General features: G+C 44.2%; 9 protein-coding genes, 1 tRNA gene and 3 rRNA genes. 2 read left to right on the top strand and 11 right to left on the bottom strand.

Translation table 11 applies throughout. The features are described 5' to 3' along the window. Positions 1-34 precede the first annotated feature (34 nt). From DESME_RS10435 to DESME_RS10445, 3 genes are all read right to left on the bottom strand, one after another. Positions 35-1,666: a long-chain-fatty-acid--CoA ligase gene (locus DESME_RS10435; RefSeq protein ID WP_006715973.1), complete on the bottom strand. Its 1,632-nt coding sequence runs from the start codon at positions 1,664-1,666 to the stop codon at positions 35-37. Positions 1,667-1,866: 200 nt separating this feature from the next. Next, positions 1,867-2,943 carry a cytochrome c3 family protein gene (locus DESME_RS10440; RefSeq protein ID WP_006715972.1) on the bottom strand — a complete coding sequence of 359 codons (1,077 nt, stop codon included), beginning with the start codon at positions 2,941-2,943 and terminating at the stop codon, positions 1,867-1,869. A gap of 31 nt (positions 2,944-2,974) precedes the next feature. Continuing rightward, a complete protein-coding gene (locus DESME_RS10445; protein WP_006715971.1) occupies positions 2,975-3,508 on the bottom strand; it encodes a cytochrome c3 family protein in 534 nt (177 codons plus the stop codon). Positions 3,509-3,690: 182 nt separating this feature from the next. On the opposite strand from DESME_RS10445, the gene DESME_RS10450 reads away from it, so the two are divergent. Further along, positions 3,691-5,247, top strand: coding sequence for an ABC-F family ATP-binding cassette domain-containing protein (locus tag DESME_RS10450; protein ID WP_006715970.1), 1,557 nt, complete (start codon positions 3,691-3,693; stop codon positions 5,245-5,247). Positions 5,248-5,508: 261 nt separating this feature from the next. Here DESME_RS10450 and mch read toward each other — a convergent pair whose 3' ends face one another. The 6 genes from mch to DESME_RS10480 form a co-directional block, all read right to left on the bottom strand. After that, a complete protein-coding gene (gene mch, locus DESME_RS10455) occupies positions 5,509-6,483 on the bottom strand; it encodes a methenyltetrahydromethanopterin cyclohydrolase (protein ID WP_006715969.1) in 975 nt (324 codons plus the stop codon). A gap of 127 nt (positions 6,484-6,610) precedes the next feature. Then, a complete protein-coding gene (locus tag DESME_RS10460) occupies positions 6,611-7,366 on the bottom strand; it encodes a TSUP family transporter (RefSeq protein ID WP_006715968.1) in 756 nt (251 codons plus the stop codon). 146 nt (positions 7,367-7,512) lie between these two features. Continuing rightward, a complete protein-coding gene (locus DESME_RS10465) occupies positions 7,513-7,701 on the bottom strand; it encodes a hypothetical protein (RefSeq protein WP_006715967.1) in 189 nt (62 codons plus the stop codon). Positions 7,702-7,901: 200 nt separating this feature from the next. Next, a 5S ribosomal RNA gene (rrf, locus tag DESME_RS10470) occupies positions 7,902-8,018 on the bottom strand. Positions 8,019-8,156: 138 nt separating this feature from the next. Next, positions 8,157-11,071 (bottom strand): 23S ribosomal RNA (locus tag DESME_RS10475). A 352-nt stretch (positions 11,072-11,423) separates the two neighbouring features. After that, positions 11,424-12,989, bottom strand: a 16S ribosomal RNA gene (locus tag DESME_RS10480). The 16S, 23S and 5S rRNA genes sit together here, the layout of an rRNA operon. A 659-nt stretch (positions 12,990-13,648) precedes the next feature. Between DESME_RS10480 and DESME_RS10485 the strand changes: the two genes are divergently transcribed. Further along, positions 13,649-13,819, top strand: coding sequence for a helix-turn-helix domain-containing protein (locus DESME_RS10485; protein WP_242837455.1), 171 nt, complete (start codon positions 13,649-13,651; stop codon positions 13,817-13,819). A gap of 157 nt (positions 13,820-13,976) precedes the next feature. Here DESME_RS10485 and DESME_RS10490 read toward each other — a convergent pair. Further along, positions 13,977-14,051 (bottom strand) — tRNA-Gly (locus tag DESME_RS10490). A 222-nt stretch (positions 14,052-14,273) separates the two neighbouring features. Beyond that, on the bottom strand, positions 14,274-14,489 hold the full coding sequence (locus tag DESME_RS15420; RefSeq protein WP_025248770.1) for an aspartyl-phosphate phosphatase Spo0E family protein: 216 nt from the start codon (positions 14,487-14,489) through the stop codon (positions 14,274-14,276). Positions 14,490-14,521 lie beyond the last annotated feature (32 nt).

The raw sequence follows: 14,521 nt of genomic DNA on the forward strand, positions 1-14,521 counted from the left end.
GCGGGCAATAATTGCCCGCTCCTATTAAATTAGATTAGATACTGTTCAAGAGTCTCAGCTTTTCTTTCTCTTCTTCAATTAAAAAACGTCTTAATACTTTTCCCACCGCTGTCCTTGGAAGACTATCGCGAAATTCGATTTCCTTGGGTATTTTGAAAGCGGCTAATTCTCCTTTTAGGAAACTCTGAATTTCCTCTTGAGAAATCCCCCATCCCTCTTTAATAACGATATAAGCTTTGATTTTTTCGCCCCAGTACGAATCCGGAATACCGGCGCAGGCAACTTCCTGAATGGAAGGGTGTTTATATAGAATTTCCTCCACCTCGCGAGGATAGATATTATACCCCCCGGAGATAATCATATCTTTTTTGCGATCAACAATATAGACGTATCCTTGTTCATCCATTTTTGCAAGATCTCCAGTATGGAGCCATCCATTCCTAAGCACGGCTTGTGTTTCTTCGTTTTTTTGCCAATACCCGAGCATGACTTGCGGCCCAGATACCACGAGTTCACCGACTTCATTTGGATCTAGAACTTGTTTTCCAGTCGCTAAATCAACAATTTTTGCGTTCGTATTAGGCACAGCAACTCCAATTGATCCAACTTTTAATCGTGTCAGAGGATTGATATGTGTTACCGGAGAAGCTTCTGATAGTCCATATCCTTCGACTAAACGTCCCCCTGTCAACTCACCAAATTTAAAGGCGACTTCGATTGGTAACGGTGCAGACCCGCTAATACAAGCCCGAAGTGAAGAAAGATCATATTCCTTGATACGAGGATGGTTAATCAGAGCAACATACATCGTCGGTGCCCCAGGAAAGAGGGTGGGACGCTCATTCTTAATCTGATTAAGAACCTCCTCAGGATCAAATTTAGGCAAAAGGATCATTGCACTACCGGAAAGGATTGCTAAATTCATCCCCACGGAGAGCGCATAAATATGAAACAGAGGAAGAACAATCAGTATTTTTTCTTTCCCTTCTTTGCCATGAATCCACTCCCAAATCTGCAAGGCATTGGCAACAAGATTAGTATGAGAAAGCATAACTCCTTTGGATATTCCAGTTGTCCCACCTGTGTATTGTAAAACTGCGGGATCTAGCGCAGCGTTTATTTGGGGCCACGGGGCCTCTTCACAACCTCTCTCTTCCTGGATTAGCTGCCCAAGATCGAGGATATTATCCGATCCCCTCATTCCCGAAGCAATTAAACCATCAATAATAATATATTCTAGCCCTACTTCCTGTTGGATTGCTTGGAGCCTAGATAACAATTGTGGAATTGAAATAATGGCTGTTGCCTGCGCATCGGATAATTGTGCTCTTAATTCATTCTCCACATACAGAGGATTGGTCTGAACCACAATACATCCCAATCTCATTAAAGCAAAGAAGGAGATAACCCACTGTGGACTATTAGGCATATCAATTGAAACTCGGTCGCCGAATTTGATTCCCCTTAGGCTAAGTGCAAGTGCCAACCCCTCTACCGCTTGATCCATTTCTTTATATGACCAATTTTGTCCTTTAGAGATAAGTGCTGGTTGATTAGGATACTTTCGTACAGATTGTTTGAACATCTCCAATAAACTCATATCAGGGATTTCTATGTGTCTTCTTACTCCTGGCTCATAAAAAGCCTGCTCTCTTAAATTGTTCATCTCTCTACCTCCTCAATCGCTCCCCACTCAATTAGATACACTATATATACTCCAAATTTTCTAAATATTCTATCTAATATATGTGAACAGTTCCTTTTTTCCTTTAAACGGTTTTATTCTTTAGGGGAATGATAAAAGGAGTATGCTAAAAAAAAGCACCCTCCAAAAATGCAGGGTGCCTAACTCATGATAAACTGAGTTTATTTTGCTAGCTCAGGTAAAGACTTTTTAATGAGGTCAATCATCGTCTGATTCTTGATTTCGATTGGTTTTGTTGCTGGGTCATCCCCGAGATCCGCATACTTCATGGCGGTAAAGCTATGGTCCCGAGTAATATGTCCATAGGCATCAGACGGATTCTTCCACATAATTTGATCAATTTTAGCCTGATCAAGTTTACCTTCGTGACAGTCATTACAGATTTCTAATGGGGTGTCTTTCTTGAGCAACACGCCGCTCGCATTTGCTTTGTGCGGCCCGTGACAAGTCAAGCAACCATTGATTTCTCCAGTTTGAGCATGTTTGCTAGCGAAGAAATTACGGGTCCCATGATGATTATCTGTAACAAAATTCCCATCTTTGTCCTTAACAGGATCACTTTTATGACAGTTTATACAGGACTCTTCAGCTGTGCTTAATTTCATCGTTGTCTTTTTATCGGCATACGTGGCATTAGCATGCACGCTACCAGGCCCATGGCAAGATTCGCAGGAGAATCCTGCCGTTGGCGAACCGCTCGGTACACCTGATGCATGACAATTCACGCATGTCTGAGCTGATTCTGCAACCCAATCTGCTTTTCCATCCTTATCAATATCCTTCTGACTCGCTGATTTAATGTTCCATTTATCTCCAGCCTTTTCAACTGCCGCTACTCGATAATACTTGTCTTTAAATCCAGCAGGTGCTTGCGCCACGATGTAATCATCCATCATTACTCCATAAGTCGTATTCTTAGATAAATCAATCGTTGCCGAAGTTGGTTTATCCGTATTGACTGCATCGAATACCGTAATGGGCCCCAGCGTTTGGGCCATCGGATAATCAGAAAGGGGTTTAAACGACTTAAAATGACCCGTATTCGGTACCACATTAAACTTATTGGCATGGCACCCCTGACAGGTATCGTTTCCTACATAGGTCGCCGCCGTTAGCATATTCGCCGCCTGATTAACTACTTGTTGCGGTGTTGTTTGCTGTTGATTGCATCCAAATAAAACAATAGCCACTAATCCCAGCAGCGATAACAGGATCAAGACATTCCTTCTTCGTTTCAAAACTCTGACCTCCCTTGTTTATTTTGCTTTTTTACTGGACACCTGATGTTTGTTGACTCGGTGGATGTACTATATAACGATGACAATTGAGACAAGATACCTTGTTCTCCAGAATAAAGGTATGCGAGCTACTAGGTGCCAGCGAACCCGAAGTAAGCGCTATATTTTTGGCCTGAGGAAAACTGCTGTTTTTACCTGTATGACAAAGGATACACGTTTCAGTGTTGACTTTTGGTTCAATATTGGCTGGAATTTGATTTGTAAAATGAACATATAGTTCCTTAACAGCTTGGAGTTTTCTCGATACATATCCCACTGTACCTGGATTGGAATGGCAATCGAGGCAAGTCACAGAATTATGCGTGCTGACTTGCCACGTTGCAACCTGAGGACTAATTTCATGACAACTCGCACAGAAATTCGGCTGAGAAGTATAGTGCATCCCTATCCCTGCGATAGAGAGCAGTACGACAAGGCCAACCAGTGAAAGAAAAACTAATTTCTTCGAATTTTTCTTAACCGATGGCTTACCCTGATCGAGCTCATCTTGGGAATCTGAAGTCATTGCTAATAACCTCCTTTCAATTACTTTTCTAGTTTTTACTAGAAGAATTTTTTTACTCATTTACTTCCAATTTTCCGAAAAATACCCTAAATTATTTAGCAATATGAAATAATCTTTGACTTCTGCTTCACTGTTTTTTAAGATAGAGGGTGTGCTAAAAGACAAGGAAAAGGAGATCCTGAATGAGTGTATTAAATGTTGAAAATGTCTCTCACGGTTTTGGTGGCCGTCAAATCTTAGATGAAGCCTCCTTCCGCTTGCTCAAAGGGGAACATGTCGGCCTAGTGGGAGCCAATGGTGAGGGCAAATCCACTTTTTTAGATATTATCACGGGTAAACTTATCCCAGACAAAGGAAAGGTTGAATGGTCCAATCGCGTCACAGTTGGATATTTAGATCAACATAGCGTTTTAAGCAAAGGAAAAAGTATTCGCGATGTTTTAAAGGAAGCCTTCCAATCGATGTTCGAATTAGAAGCGGAAATGCTGTCCCTTTATGATGCTATGGGTACCGCTACTGAAGAACAACTCGCAAAAATGATGGATGATGTCGGCGAGATCCAAACGATTCTAGAGTCCAATGGTTTCTATTCCATCGATGCCAAAGTTGAGGAAGTCGCCAATGGCTTAGGTTTAGGCGAGATTGGGCTAGACAAGGATGTTACTGACTTAAGCGGAGGGCAACGAACAAAAGTTTTACTGACTAAACTCTTGCTTCAGAACCCCACTATTCTTCTTTTGGACGAGCCTACCAACTATTTGGATGCGGAACACATCGAATGGTTAAGTCGCTATTTGAAAAACTATGAAAATGCCTTTATCTTGATATCCCATGATATTCCCTTCCTGAATAACGTAATTAACGTGATTTATCATCTTGAAAATGCGACACTTTCACGCTATACCGGAAATTATGAAGAATTCACACAACTCCTGGCGCTAAAAAAAGAGCAGGAACTGAAAGCCTACGAAAAACAACAAAAAGAAGTCGATCGTCTTGAAGACTTTATCGCACGCAACAAAGCAAGAATTTCCACAACAGGCCGAGCAAAGAGCCGCCAAAAACAACTTGATAAAATGGAGATCCTTGAAAAACCGAAGGAAAAGATCAAACCTGTTTTTAAGTTTCATGAAGCACGGACTCCCGGACGTATCATTTTCGAAGCGCAGAATCTGATCCTCGGATATGACGAACCCTTAACCCGTCCAATGAAGCTGAAGTTAGAACGCGGACAAAAAATAGCCATTCGAGGAGTGAATGGCTTAGGTAAAACAACCTTATTAAAAACCTTGCTCGGAATCCTTCCTCCTATCAGTGGGCAAGTTCAACTTGGAGATTATCTTTTCCCAGGATATTTTGAACAGGAATCCTCCCTCCATAACACAAATACTCCGCTCGACGAAGTATGGTCTGAATTCCCTGGACTTTCCAACGCTGAAGTCAGGCAGGCGCTAGCCCGATGTGGTCTTACCAATGAGCATATCTCCAGTAAAATGATGGTATTAAGCGGTGGAGAAAACGCTAAAGTGAGACTCTGTAAACTCATGCTTAAAGATGTCAATTGGCTGGTGCTTGACGAACCGACGAACCATCTCGATGTCGATGCTAAAGGCGAATTAAAAAAAGCCCTTAAAGAATTTAAAGGCACCGTTCTTCTTGTCTCTCATGAACCTGAGTTTTATGCAGATTGGGTATCCGATATCTGGAATCTTGAACAGTGGACAACTAAGATCATTTAGCGGCTTCATTTATCATTTCTTCGTTAGGTAACTGACTTTTATGCCTAGCTTGCTGTGGGGTTCCTAGTGGCCTTGAGTAATACGCTCGGATCTAAGGCTGAAAAGCCCAACAAGTGTTACTAATACCCTCCAAGCCATGGTTTTAAAAATGGAAGAAGGGATGCGGTCCCTAGGAAAAGCTTCCTTAAAAGAGTTAAGTCCAGACGATCTTGTTGCCCTCGACACTTACACGGCCGAAGTTACGGGCGTAAAACGAATCTATTAAACCTCCATTCCAAAAGAAACTTGTAATAACTCTGGGCGAACAGCTCCCGCATGGAAGCACCGACCACTTTTCAGATTCGTTAGCCAAATCTCAGCAGGACTAAAAAATAATGGATCAATATCATAAAAATCGTTATATTGGTCTATGACAGTTGCGAATAGGTGCCCATATTCGGGGGAAGATGAAGTGGGCACTTGTTTAATGATGGATTGCAAATAGCCATCCTCATCATTCACATTGAAATAAACACTAGCCCCATATCGAATGGCATCATTTGTACGCCCCAAAGCTTGCATCGCATCAGGAGTCACTGGCGGAAGGGGACAGATCCCCCACCCCGTACGAACTGCCGTAATATCATAAGTAAGTGTCTTCAATTTATAAAGTCCTGTTTCCAACGTACGCGCTGCAATTTGAATAGATCCTACTAGGGATGAAGTTGGTGCAACTAAAATAAACAAGTTCGCAGGTTTGCACTGGCATTTTCTAAGCATGTCCTGAATGGCTTCATCAGAGGGGAGTTTCTCGCTTTCTAAACAAATAATCGCGTTATCAGATGGATCTGCACACCCAAACTCAGCAAATAGTTTTTCTCTATTGGCTACCGCTCGTCCCGGTCCTGAGCCCAGAGCTGAAAAATTCCTCGCATGCACAGACCAACCTGCAAACTGAGACAACATACAAGCCCGTAACGGATGATCTGTAACGACTTGGACTGATGGCCATTGAAATCCCTTAAAGTTAGCCCAGCGAACATCAACACGGCCCAATCCACCCATACAAATCTCTGCAAAAAGCACTCCTGCTTCCCAGCCACCAAGTGCATTTACTCCACAATCGATGATGTGTACTCCGTTCTTCTCTGAAACTTCAAGGTTCAATCGTTTTTGATTAACTATAAGTTGATTTACCAAAGGCATAGCCAGCCTGCTCGGCCTCAATTCAGGTATTTCAGGAAGTACAAAAGGCATAGGTATCATCCTCCTATGCCTTTTAATCTCTGCAAATCAATACGAAATTAATCATTATGAAAGTCGATCAAGAATCTAGATTGATTCGGCTTTAGAATTAAGGACTACACCTCCAAAGTTAGTTAGATTAGTTAAAACTTTGCCAGATGAGTTTAAACGCAACAAAAAGAGACATCGTAATAAAAATCGGTTTAACTAGTCTGGCTCCCCGCGTAATTGCTAACCGTGTACCTACTTGGGAACCAACTAGCATTGATAAGGCCATAGGAATGCCATATTGATATAAGATTTTTCCGTTCCAAGCAAAAAGGAGCAAAGAAGCTAGGTTGCTTGTAAAGTTTAAAACTTTGGAATTAGCTGACGCTGAAACGAAATCGAAACCATAAATTGTAATAAAAGCAAAGATAAGAAAAGAGCCCGTGCCCGGCCCAAAAAAGCCATCATAGAATCCTAATGCGAAAGAAAATGTTACTCCTAAAAGAATGCTTGATCGTTTAAGCCCCTGAAATTGATCCTCTATTCCTAAAGTTTTATGAATAATGCTATAAATACCAACAAATAAAACTAATATAGGCACAATCTTATTAAGAAAGTCAGGACTAACTCTGAGAACGGACCACACGCCCAAACATGCTCCTAAGAATGTGAAAGGCACTAACCATTTTACTAACCGAAAATTGACTTTACCAGAACGAGCGAATGTTATTGAACTATTAAATGAGCCCATGGTAGAAGCGAATTTATTGGTACCTAAAGCTAAGTGTGGTGGAATGCCAACAAGTAACAGGGCAGGTAAACTGATCAATCCACCTCCACCAGCAATAGCATCAACAGCAGCTGCTAGGAATCCGAAAATACAGATAATAACTATAGTTGATAACATGATTATATTTACCTCATCTTAATCTCTCAAAACTTTATATTCACTTTCATAAATAACTAATACAACAAAAAGATGGTGAAAGATAAATTTCAATCACCCTCTTACTTTCTTAACATCACCCTAATCTTCTTGGATGACATGCTCATCTATTTCTTTTTATAATTCTTGCTATCTTTATTATCCTTGTTTGCTTCTTTATTACTAAATCTAGCCAAAAGTACAAATAAGATTCCAAGGATAATCCAAGTTATACCTACTGAAGTATTATTGGTTATAATTTTATAAATACCCGAACCAGCAAATCCAAGACCAGCGATTAAATACCATAAGTTCATTTTCTCTCCCCTTCTCTATCTCAACTTTTAATAAAATATAAAAACGTTAATATTATCTTTGTTATCATTGAGCTAACTCACGGAACTCACATAACATTCAGTTTAACGCAGAAAAGGCGAAGAGACAATATTTAAAATTTAAATAGCAATATATAAAAAGCAAAGAGACCATCAATTAAGATAGTCTCTTCACTTTGCTTACCTGGCGACGACCTACTTTCCCAGGACCCTGCGGTCCAAGTATCATCGGCCCTGGAGGTCTTAACTTCCGTGTTCGAGATGGGAACGGGTGGAACCCCTCCGGCATAATCACCAGATCGTTTGAAGTTTTCAGGGCTCTTTTCAGAGCTTTCTGTTCCTTCAAAACTACACAGATCTTTTCGTTTTTCTTCAAGTCATCAGTTTCTCTTCACTCCAGTTTGAGCCCAAGTGAAGTTTACCTTTAGTGTCGTCATTAGGTCAAGCCCTCGACCGATTAGTACCCGTCAGCTCCACACGTCACCGCGCTTCCACATTGGGCCTATCTACCTGATCATCTTTCAGGGGTCTTACCAGCTTGTGCTGTGGGAAATCTCATCTTGAGGTCGGTTTCGCGCTTAGATGCTTTCAGCGCTTATCCGATCCGGATATAGCTACCCAGCTATGCCTCTGGCGAGACAACTGGTACACCAGTGATCCGTCCAACCCGGTCCTCTCGTACTAGGGTCAGCTCCCCTCAAATTTCCTGCGCCTGCGACGGATAGGGACCGAACTGTCTCACGACGTTCTGAACCCAGCTCACGTACCGCTTTAATGGGCGAACAGCCCAACCCTTGGGACCTACTACAGCCCCAGGATGCGATGAGCCGACATCGAGGTGCCAAACCTCCCCGTCGATATGGACTCTTGGGGGAGATAAGCCTGTTATCCCCAGGGTAGCTTTTATCCGTTGAGCGATGGCCCTTCCACTCGGTACCACCGGATCACTAAGCCCGACTTTCGTCCCTGCTCGACTTGTTGGTCTCGCAGTCAAGCTCCCTTTTGCCTTTACACTCTTCGCGCGATTTCCATCCGCGCTGAGGGAACCTTTGGGCGCCTCCGTTACTCTTTAGGAGGCGACCGCCCCAGTCAAACTGCCCACCTGACACGGTCCTCAACCCCGATTCAGGGGTCTAAGTTAGAATTTCAGTACAAAAAGAGTGGTATCCCACCGGCGACTCCACCAAGGCTGGCGCCCTAGCTTCTTAGTCTCCCACCTATCCTGTACATTTTATACCAAAATCCAATGTCAAGCTACAGTAAAGCTCCATGGGGTCTTTCTGTCCTGTCGCAGGTAACCCGCATCTTCACGGGTATTACAATTTCGCCGAGTCCCTCGTTGAGACAGTGTCCAGATCGTTACGCCTTTCGTGCGGGTCAGAACTTACCTGACAAGGAATTTCGCTACCTTAGGACCGTTATAGTTACGGCCGCCGTTTACTGGGGCTTCAATTCAAAGCTTCGCCTTGCGGCTAACCTCTCCTCTTAACCTTCCAGCACCGGGCAGGCGTCAGCTCCTATACTTCTCTTTTCAGATTGGCAGGAACCTGTGTTTTTGTTAAACAGTCGCCTGGACCATTTCTCTGCGGCTCTTCTTGCGAAGAGCGCCCCTTCTCCCGAAGTTACGGGGCTATTTTGCCGAGTTCCTTAACGAGGGTTTTCTCGCGCGCCTTAGGATTCTCTCCTTATCTACCTGTGTCGGTTTGCGGTACGGGCTCTCTCTCACTCACTAGAGGCTTTTCTTGACAGCTTGGAGTCGGTTACTTCGCTACTTATTTTCGCTCCCCATTACCTTTCAGGCAACGCGTAAGACGGATTTACCTGCCTCACACCCTACGGGCTTGGGCGTGCTCAACCAACGGCACGCTTAACCTATCCTTCTGTGTCACCCCATCGCTAATAACGTTTAAGAGAGGTACTGGAATATCCACCAGTTGTCCATCACCTACGCCTTTCGGCCTCGGCTTAGGTCCCGACTGACCCTGGGCGGACGAGCCTTCCCCAGGAAACCTTAGATTTTCGGCGGGTGAGATTCTCACTCACCTTTTCGCATACTCATACCGGCATTCTCACTTCCAAGCTCTCCACCCAACCTTCCAGTTGAACTTCGCTGACCTTGGAACGCTCCCCTACCCCTTACAGTAAACTGTAAAGCCATAGCTTCGGTGATACGCTTGAGCCCCGTTACATTTTCGGCGCAGAACCACTCGACCAGTGAGCTATTACGCACTCTTTAAATGGTGGCTGCTTCTGAGCCAACATCCTGGTTGTCTGTGCAATTCCACATCCTTTTCCACTTAGCGTATACTTTGGGACCTTAGCTGATGGTCTGGGCTGTTTCCCTTTTGACTATGAAGCTTATCCCCCACAGTCTGACTCCCAATCTAAATTCTTGGCATTCAGAGTTTGATAAGGTTCGGTAACCCGGTAAGGCCCCTAGCCTATTCAGTGCTTTACCGCCAAGAATCATCAATTGAGGCTAGCCCTAAAGCTATTTCGGGGAGAACCAGCTATCTCCGTGTTCGATTGGCATTTCACCCCTACCCACAGTTCATCCCTTGCCTTTTCAACGACAGTGAGTTCGGGCCTCCAGTAGGTTTTACCCCACCTTCACCCTGACCATGGGTAGATCACACGGTTTCGGGTCTACAGCATGTAACTTGTCGCCCTTTTCAGACTCGCTTTCGCTTCGGCTCCAGCTTCTCGCTTTAACCTCGCTACATACCGTAACTCGCCGGTTCATTCTACAAAAGGCACGCCATCACACCTCAAGGGTGCTTTGACTGCTTGTAAGCGTACGGTTTCAGGTTCTTTTTCACTCCCCTCCCGGGGTGCTTTTCACCTTTCCCTCACGGTACTGGTTCACTATCGGTCGCTAAGGAGTATTTAGCCTTGGGAGGTGGTCCTCCCGGTTTCCCACGGGGTTTCTCGTGTCCCGCGGTACTCAGGATACCCTCACAGCATTTCTTCTTTTCGCTTACAGGAGTGTTACCTTCTTTGCTGAATCTTTCCAGATTTCTTCAGCTAAGAATTAATGCTTAATAGAGGGTCCTACAACCCCAAGCTCCGAAGAGCTTGGTTTGGGCTCTTCCCGTTTCGCTCGCCGCTACTCAGGGAATCGATTATTCTTTCTCTTCCTCCGGGTACTTAGATGTTTCAGTTCCCCGGGTTGTCCTCTTTAACCTATCTATTCAGTTAAAGATCATTGGATATAACTCCAATGGGGTTGCCCCATTCGGGTATCCACGGATCAATGCATGCTTACTGCTCCCCGTGGCATTTCGCTGTTAACCGCGCCCTTCTTCGACTCTTAGCGCCTAGGCATCCACCGTACGCCCTTAGTAGCTTGACCTAAATCTTTTCGCCACTTCAGGTTTTATATGAATCCTTTGACTTTTGAAAAACTATTTTCTCTGTGCAGTTTTCAAAGAACACCATTTTTTGGGCCAATTCTGAGGGTTTATTCTCTGGATTGGACAAAAAATTTAGAGAAGCCATTTCTGGTCTCTCAAAACTAAACAACAAAGGAAAGCTTACGCTTCTTTACAGCCTCGCAGATTGCTCTGCGCTTTTGCCTTTTCGGCTTTTGAGTCTTTCGACTCTACCCTTCAATCGATTCCGTTTCTCCAAAGAGTTTCTTCCTCGATTGAGGATCGACCATAGGATTAGTTAACTTAAAATCTTAAGCTAACATGTCTCCTTAGAAAGGAGGTGATCCAGCCGCACCTTCCGATACGGCTACCTTGTTACGACTTCACCCCAATCATCGGCCCCACCTTCGACGGCTAGCTCCCTTTCGGGTTACCTCACCGGCTTCGGGTGTTGCAGACTTTCGTGGTGTGACGGGCGGTGTGTACAAGGCCCGGGAACGTATTCACCGCAGTATGCTGACCTGCGATTACTAGCGATTCCAACTTCATGTTCTCGAGTTGCAGAGAACAATCCGAACTGAGACCGGCTTTCTCGGATTTGCTCCACCTCGCGGCTTCGCTTCCGTCTGTACCGGCCATTGTAGCACGTGTGTAGCCCAAGACATAAGGGGCATGATGATTTGACGTCATCCCCACCTTCCTCCGGTTTATCACCGGCAGTCTGTCTAGAGTGCTCGACCTTACTCGTTAGCAACTAAACATAGGGGTTGCGCTCGTTGCGGGACTTAACCCAACATCTCACGACACGAGCTGACGACAACCATGCACCACCTGTCTCTACGTTCCCCGAAGGGCACTCCTTAGTTTCCTAAGAATTCGTAGGATGTCAAGCCTTGGTAAGGTTCTTCGCGTTGCGTCGAATTAAACCACATGCTCCACCGCTTGTGCGGGCCCCCGTCAATTCCTTTGAGTTTCAACCTTGCGGCCGTACTCCCCAGGCGGAGTGCTTATTGTGTTAACTGCGGCACAGAAGGGGTCGATACCCTCTACACCTAGCACTCATCGTTTACGGCGTGGACTACCAGGGTATCTAATCCTGTTTGCTCCCCACGCTTTCGCGCCTCAGCGTCAGTTACAGTCCAGAAAGTCGCCTTCGCCACTGGTGTTCCTCCACATCTCTACGCATTTCACCGCTACACGTGGAATTCCACTTTCCTCTCCTGTCCTCAAGATAACCAGTTTCCGATGCAGGCTTGGGGTTGAGCCCCAAGTTTTCACACCAGACTTAATTATCCGCCTACGCGCCCTTTACGCCCAATGATTCCGGACAACGCTTGCCCCCTACGTATTACCGCGGCTGCTGGCACGTAGTTAGCCGGGGCTTCCTCCTCAGGTACCGTCATGTAAATACACTATTTGCATATCTACCGTTCGTCCCTGAAAACAGTACTTTACAACCCGAAGGCCTTCATCATACACGCGGCGTTGCTCCGTCAGACTTTCGTCCATTGCGGAAGATTCCCCACTGCTGCCTCCCGTAGGAGTCTGGGCCGTGTCTCAGTCCCAGTGTGGCCGTTCACCCTCTCAGGCCGGCTACTGATCGTCGCCTTGGTAGGCCTTTACCCCACCAACTAGCTAATCAGACGCGGGTCCATCCATTATCGATAGCATGTTCAGAGGCCATCTTTCTTTAACCGATGATGCCATCAGTTAAACGTATCCGGTATTAGCCCTCGTTTCCAAGGGTTGTCCCGATTTAATGGGTAGGTTACCCACGCGTTACTCACCCGTCCGCCACTAAAAACTCGCTAAGCAAGCTTATTGAGTTCTCCGTTCGACTTGCATGTGTTAGGCACGCCGCCAGCGTTCGTCCTGAGCCAGGATCAAACTCTCCATAAAATTTATGAAGAAAATTTGATTGCTCAAATTCATCTCAAACTCTTTAACGAGTCACTTGGCTGTTCCTTGTTGTTTAGTTTTCAAAGACCAATCTTTGTCGTCGCAATCACTCGCGACAGTTATTTATTTTAGCAGATTGACTCTCTCGAGTCAAGTGCCTTTTCGCTTCTGAACTTCATTTGAAGCCCATCAGCGTGGATTCTTAGATTAACATTTTCTCTCTACCGAGTCAAGTGTCATTTCTAAGCCCCCATGCACTTACCAGCATTTCTGCCGGCTTCGGAACGGCTGTCCCTTAGCGCTCAATTAGAATACCATAGGGCTTTATAAGTGTCAATACATAAATTCACATGACGATTATCATCAAATTTTGTCTTATTGAAAAACTTAGTTCCACCCCTACTCCCTCTAGATGTGGAAGTTAGTTTTACAAATAAAAGGGTGGCTTTAAGTTCTGCAAATTGTTCTGCAAATTGTTCTGCAAATTGTTCTGCAAATTGTTCTGCAAATTGTTCTGCAAATTGTTCTGCAAATTGTTCTGCAAATTATTATACTCTTATCTAGCCCGTTCTCAAGCAGTAATCCTGCCTGGAGGCAGGAGGCTCATTATGTCTAAGTTTAAACATTTTATCCTGAGTGAAAGAATATCCCTTGAACACATGCTTAAGGATTCCTGCTCATTTAAAGCGATCGGAAGGGAACTTAACAAAGATTGCACTTCCATTTCCAAGGAAGTGAGAAATTATCAATTATTAAAAGGACGGTTCCTATGGTCGGGCTTTCAACAACTGTCTTCATCATCTGACTTGCACCCAATCCTACATTTGTGACTCTCCTCTGTGTCGTAACCGTTACTGTAGATTTTGTTCTCATTGTTTTTCAATTCGTTCGGAATCACGCGGTGGGATTAACGTTAATTTGGTCAATGCAAGATAGAATGAGGTAAATAAATAGCACTGCATATCACTGCAGTGCTCATATTACGTATGGAGCGGAAGACGGGATTCGAACCCGCGGCCCTCGGCTTGGGAAGCCAATGCTCTACCACTGAGCCACTTCCGCATTTAACGTTATTTATTATACCAAATAGACTGAGAGTGTCAAGCTAAAATTCCTTTTCAATCTACTGAATCTATACATAACACAATTCTAGCGAGAAGATTTATCCATGTTTGCTCGTTCTCTGACTAATTTGATAGCCATCAATTATAATACAGACCATTTTGGAGACTTTCACTCTATTCTCTTCGGTAAATTTTTAATTGACTACAGAATCATCTATGGTTATGCCCCTATAGTCTTATAACTCTGTTCATACTGTTGATTCTGATATTGATTAAGTAATATATCTAATCTTTGGCTTAATCTTACTACTTCAGGGTCAGTAAGTGGCTTTTCCACGCCTAGATGATTTAGTTCCCTCCGCATCTCTTCTATGAACTGAAGTAAACACGTAATAGAATACTCCTCCGTAATACCACTTCCCTTCCTTGAACTCATATTATCCATTTTACTTCAAGGTGAAACGCTAT

It is taken from the genome of Desulfitobacterium metallireducens DSM 15288 (assembly GCF_000231405.2).
GTDB lineage: Bacteria > Bacillota > Desulfitobacteriia > Desulfitobacteriales > Desulfitobacteriaceae > Desulfitobacterium_A > Desulfitobacterium_A metallireducens.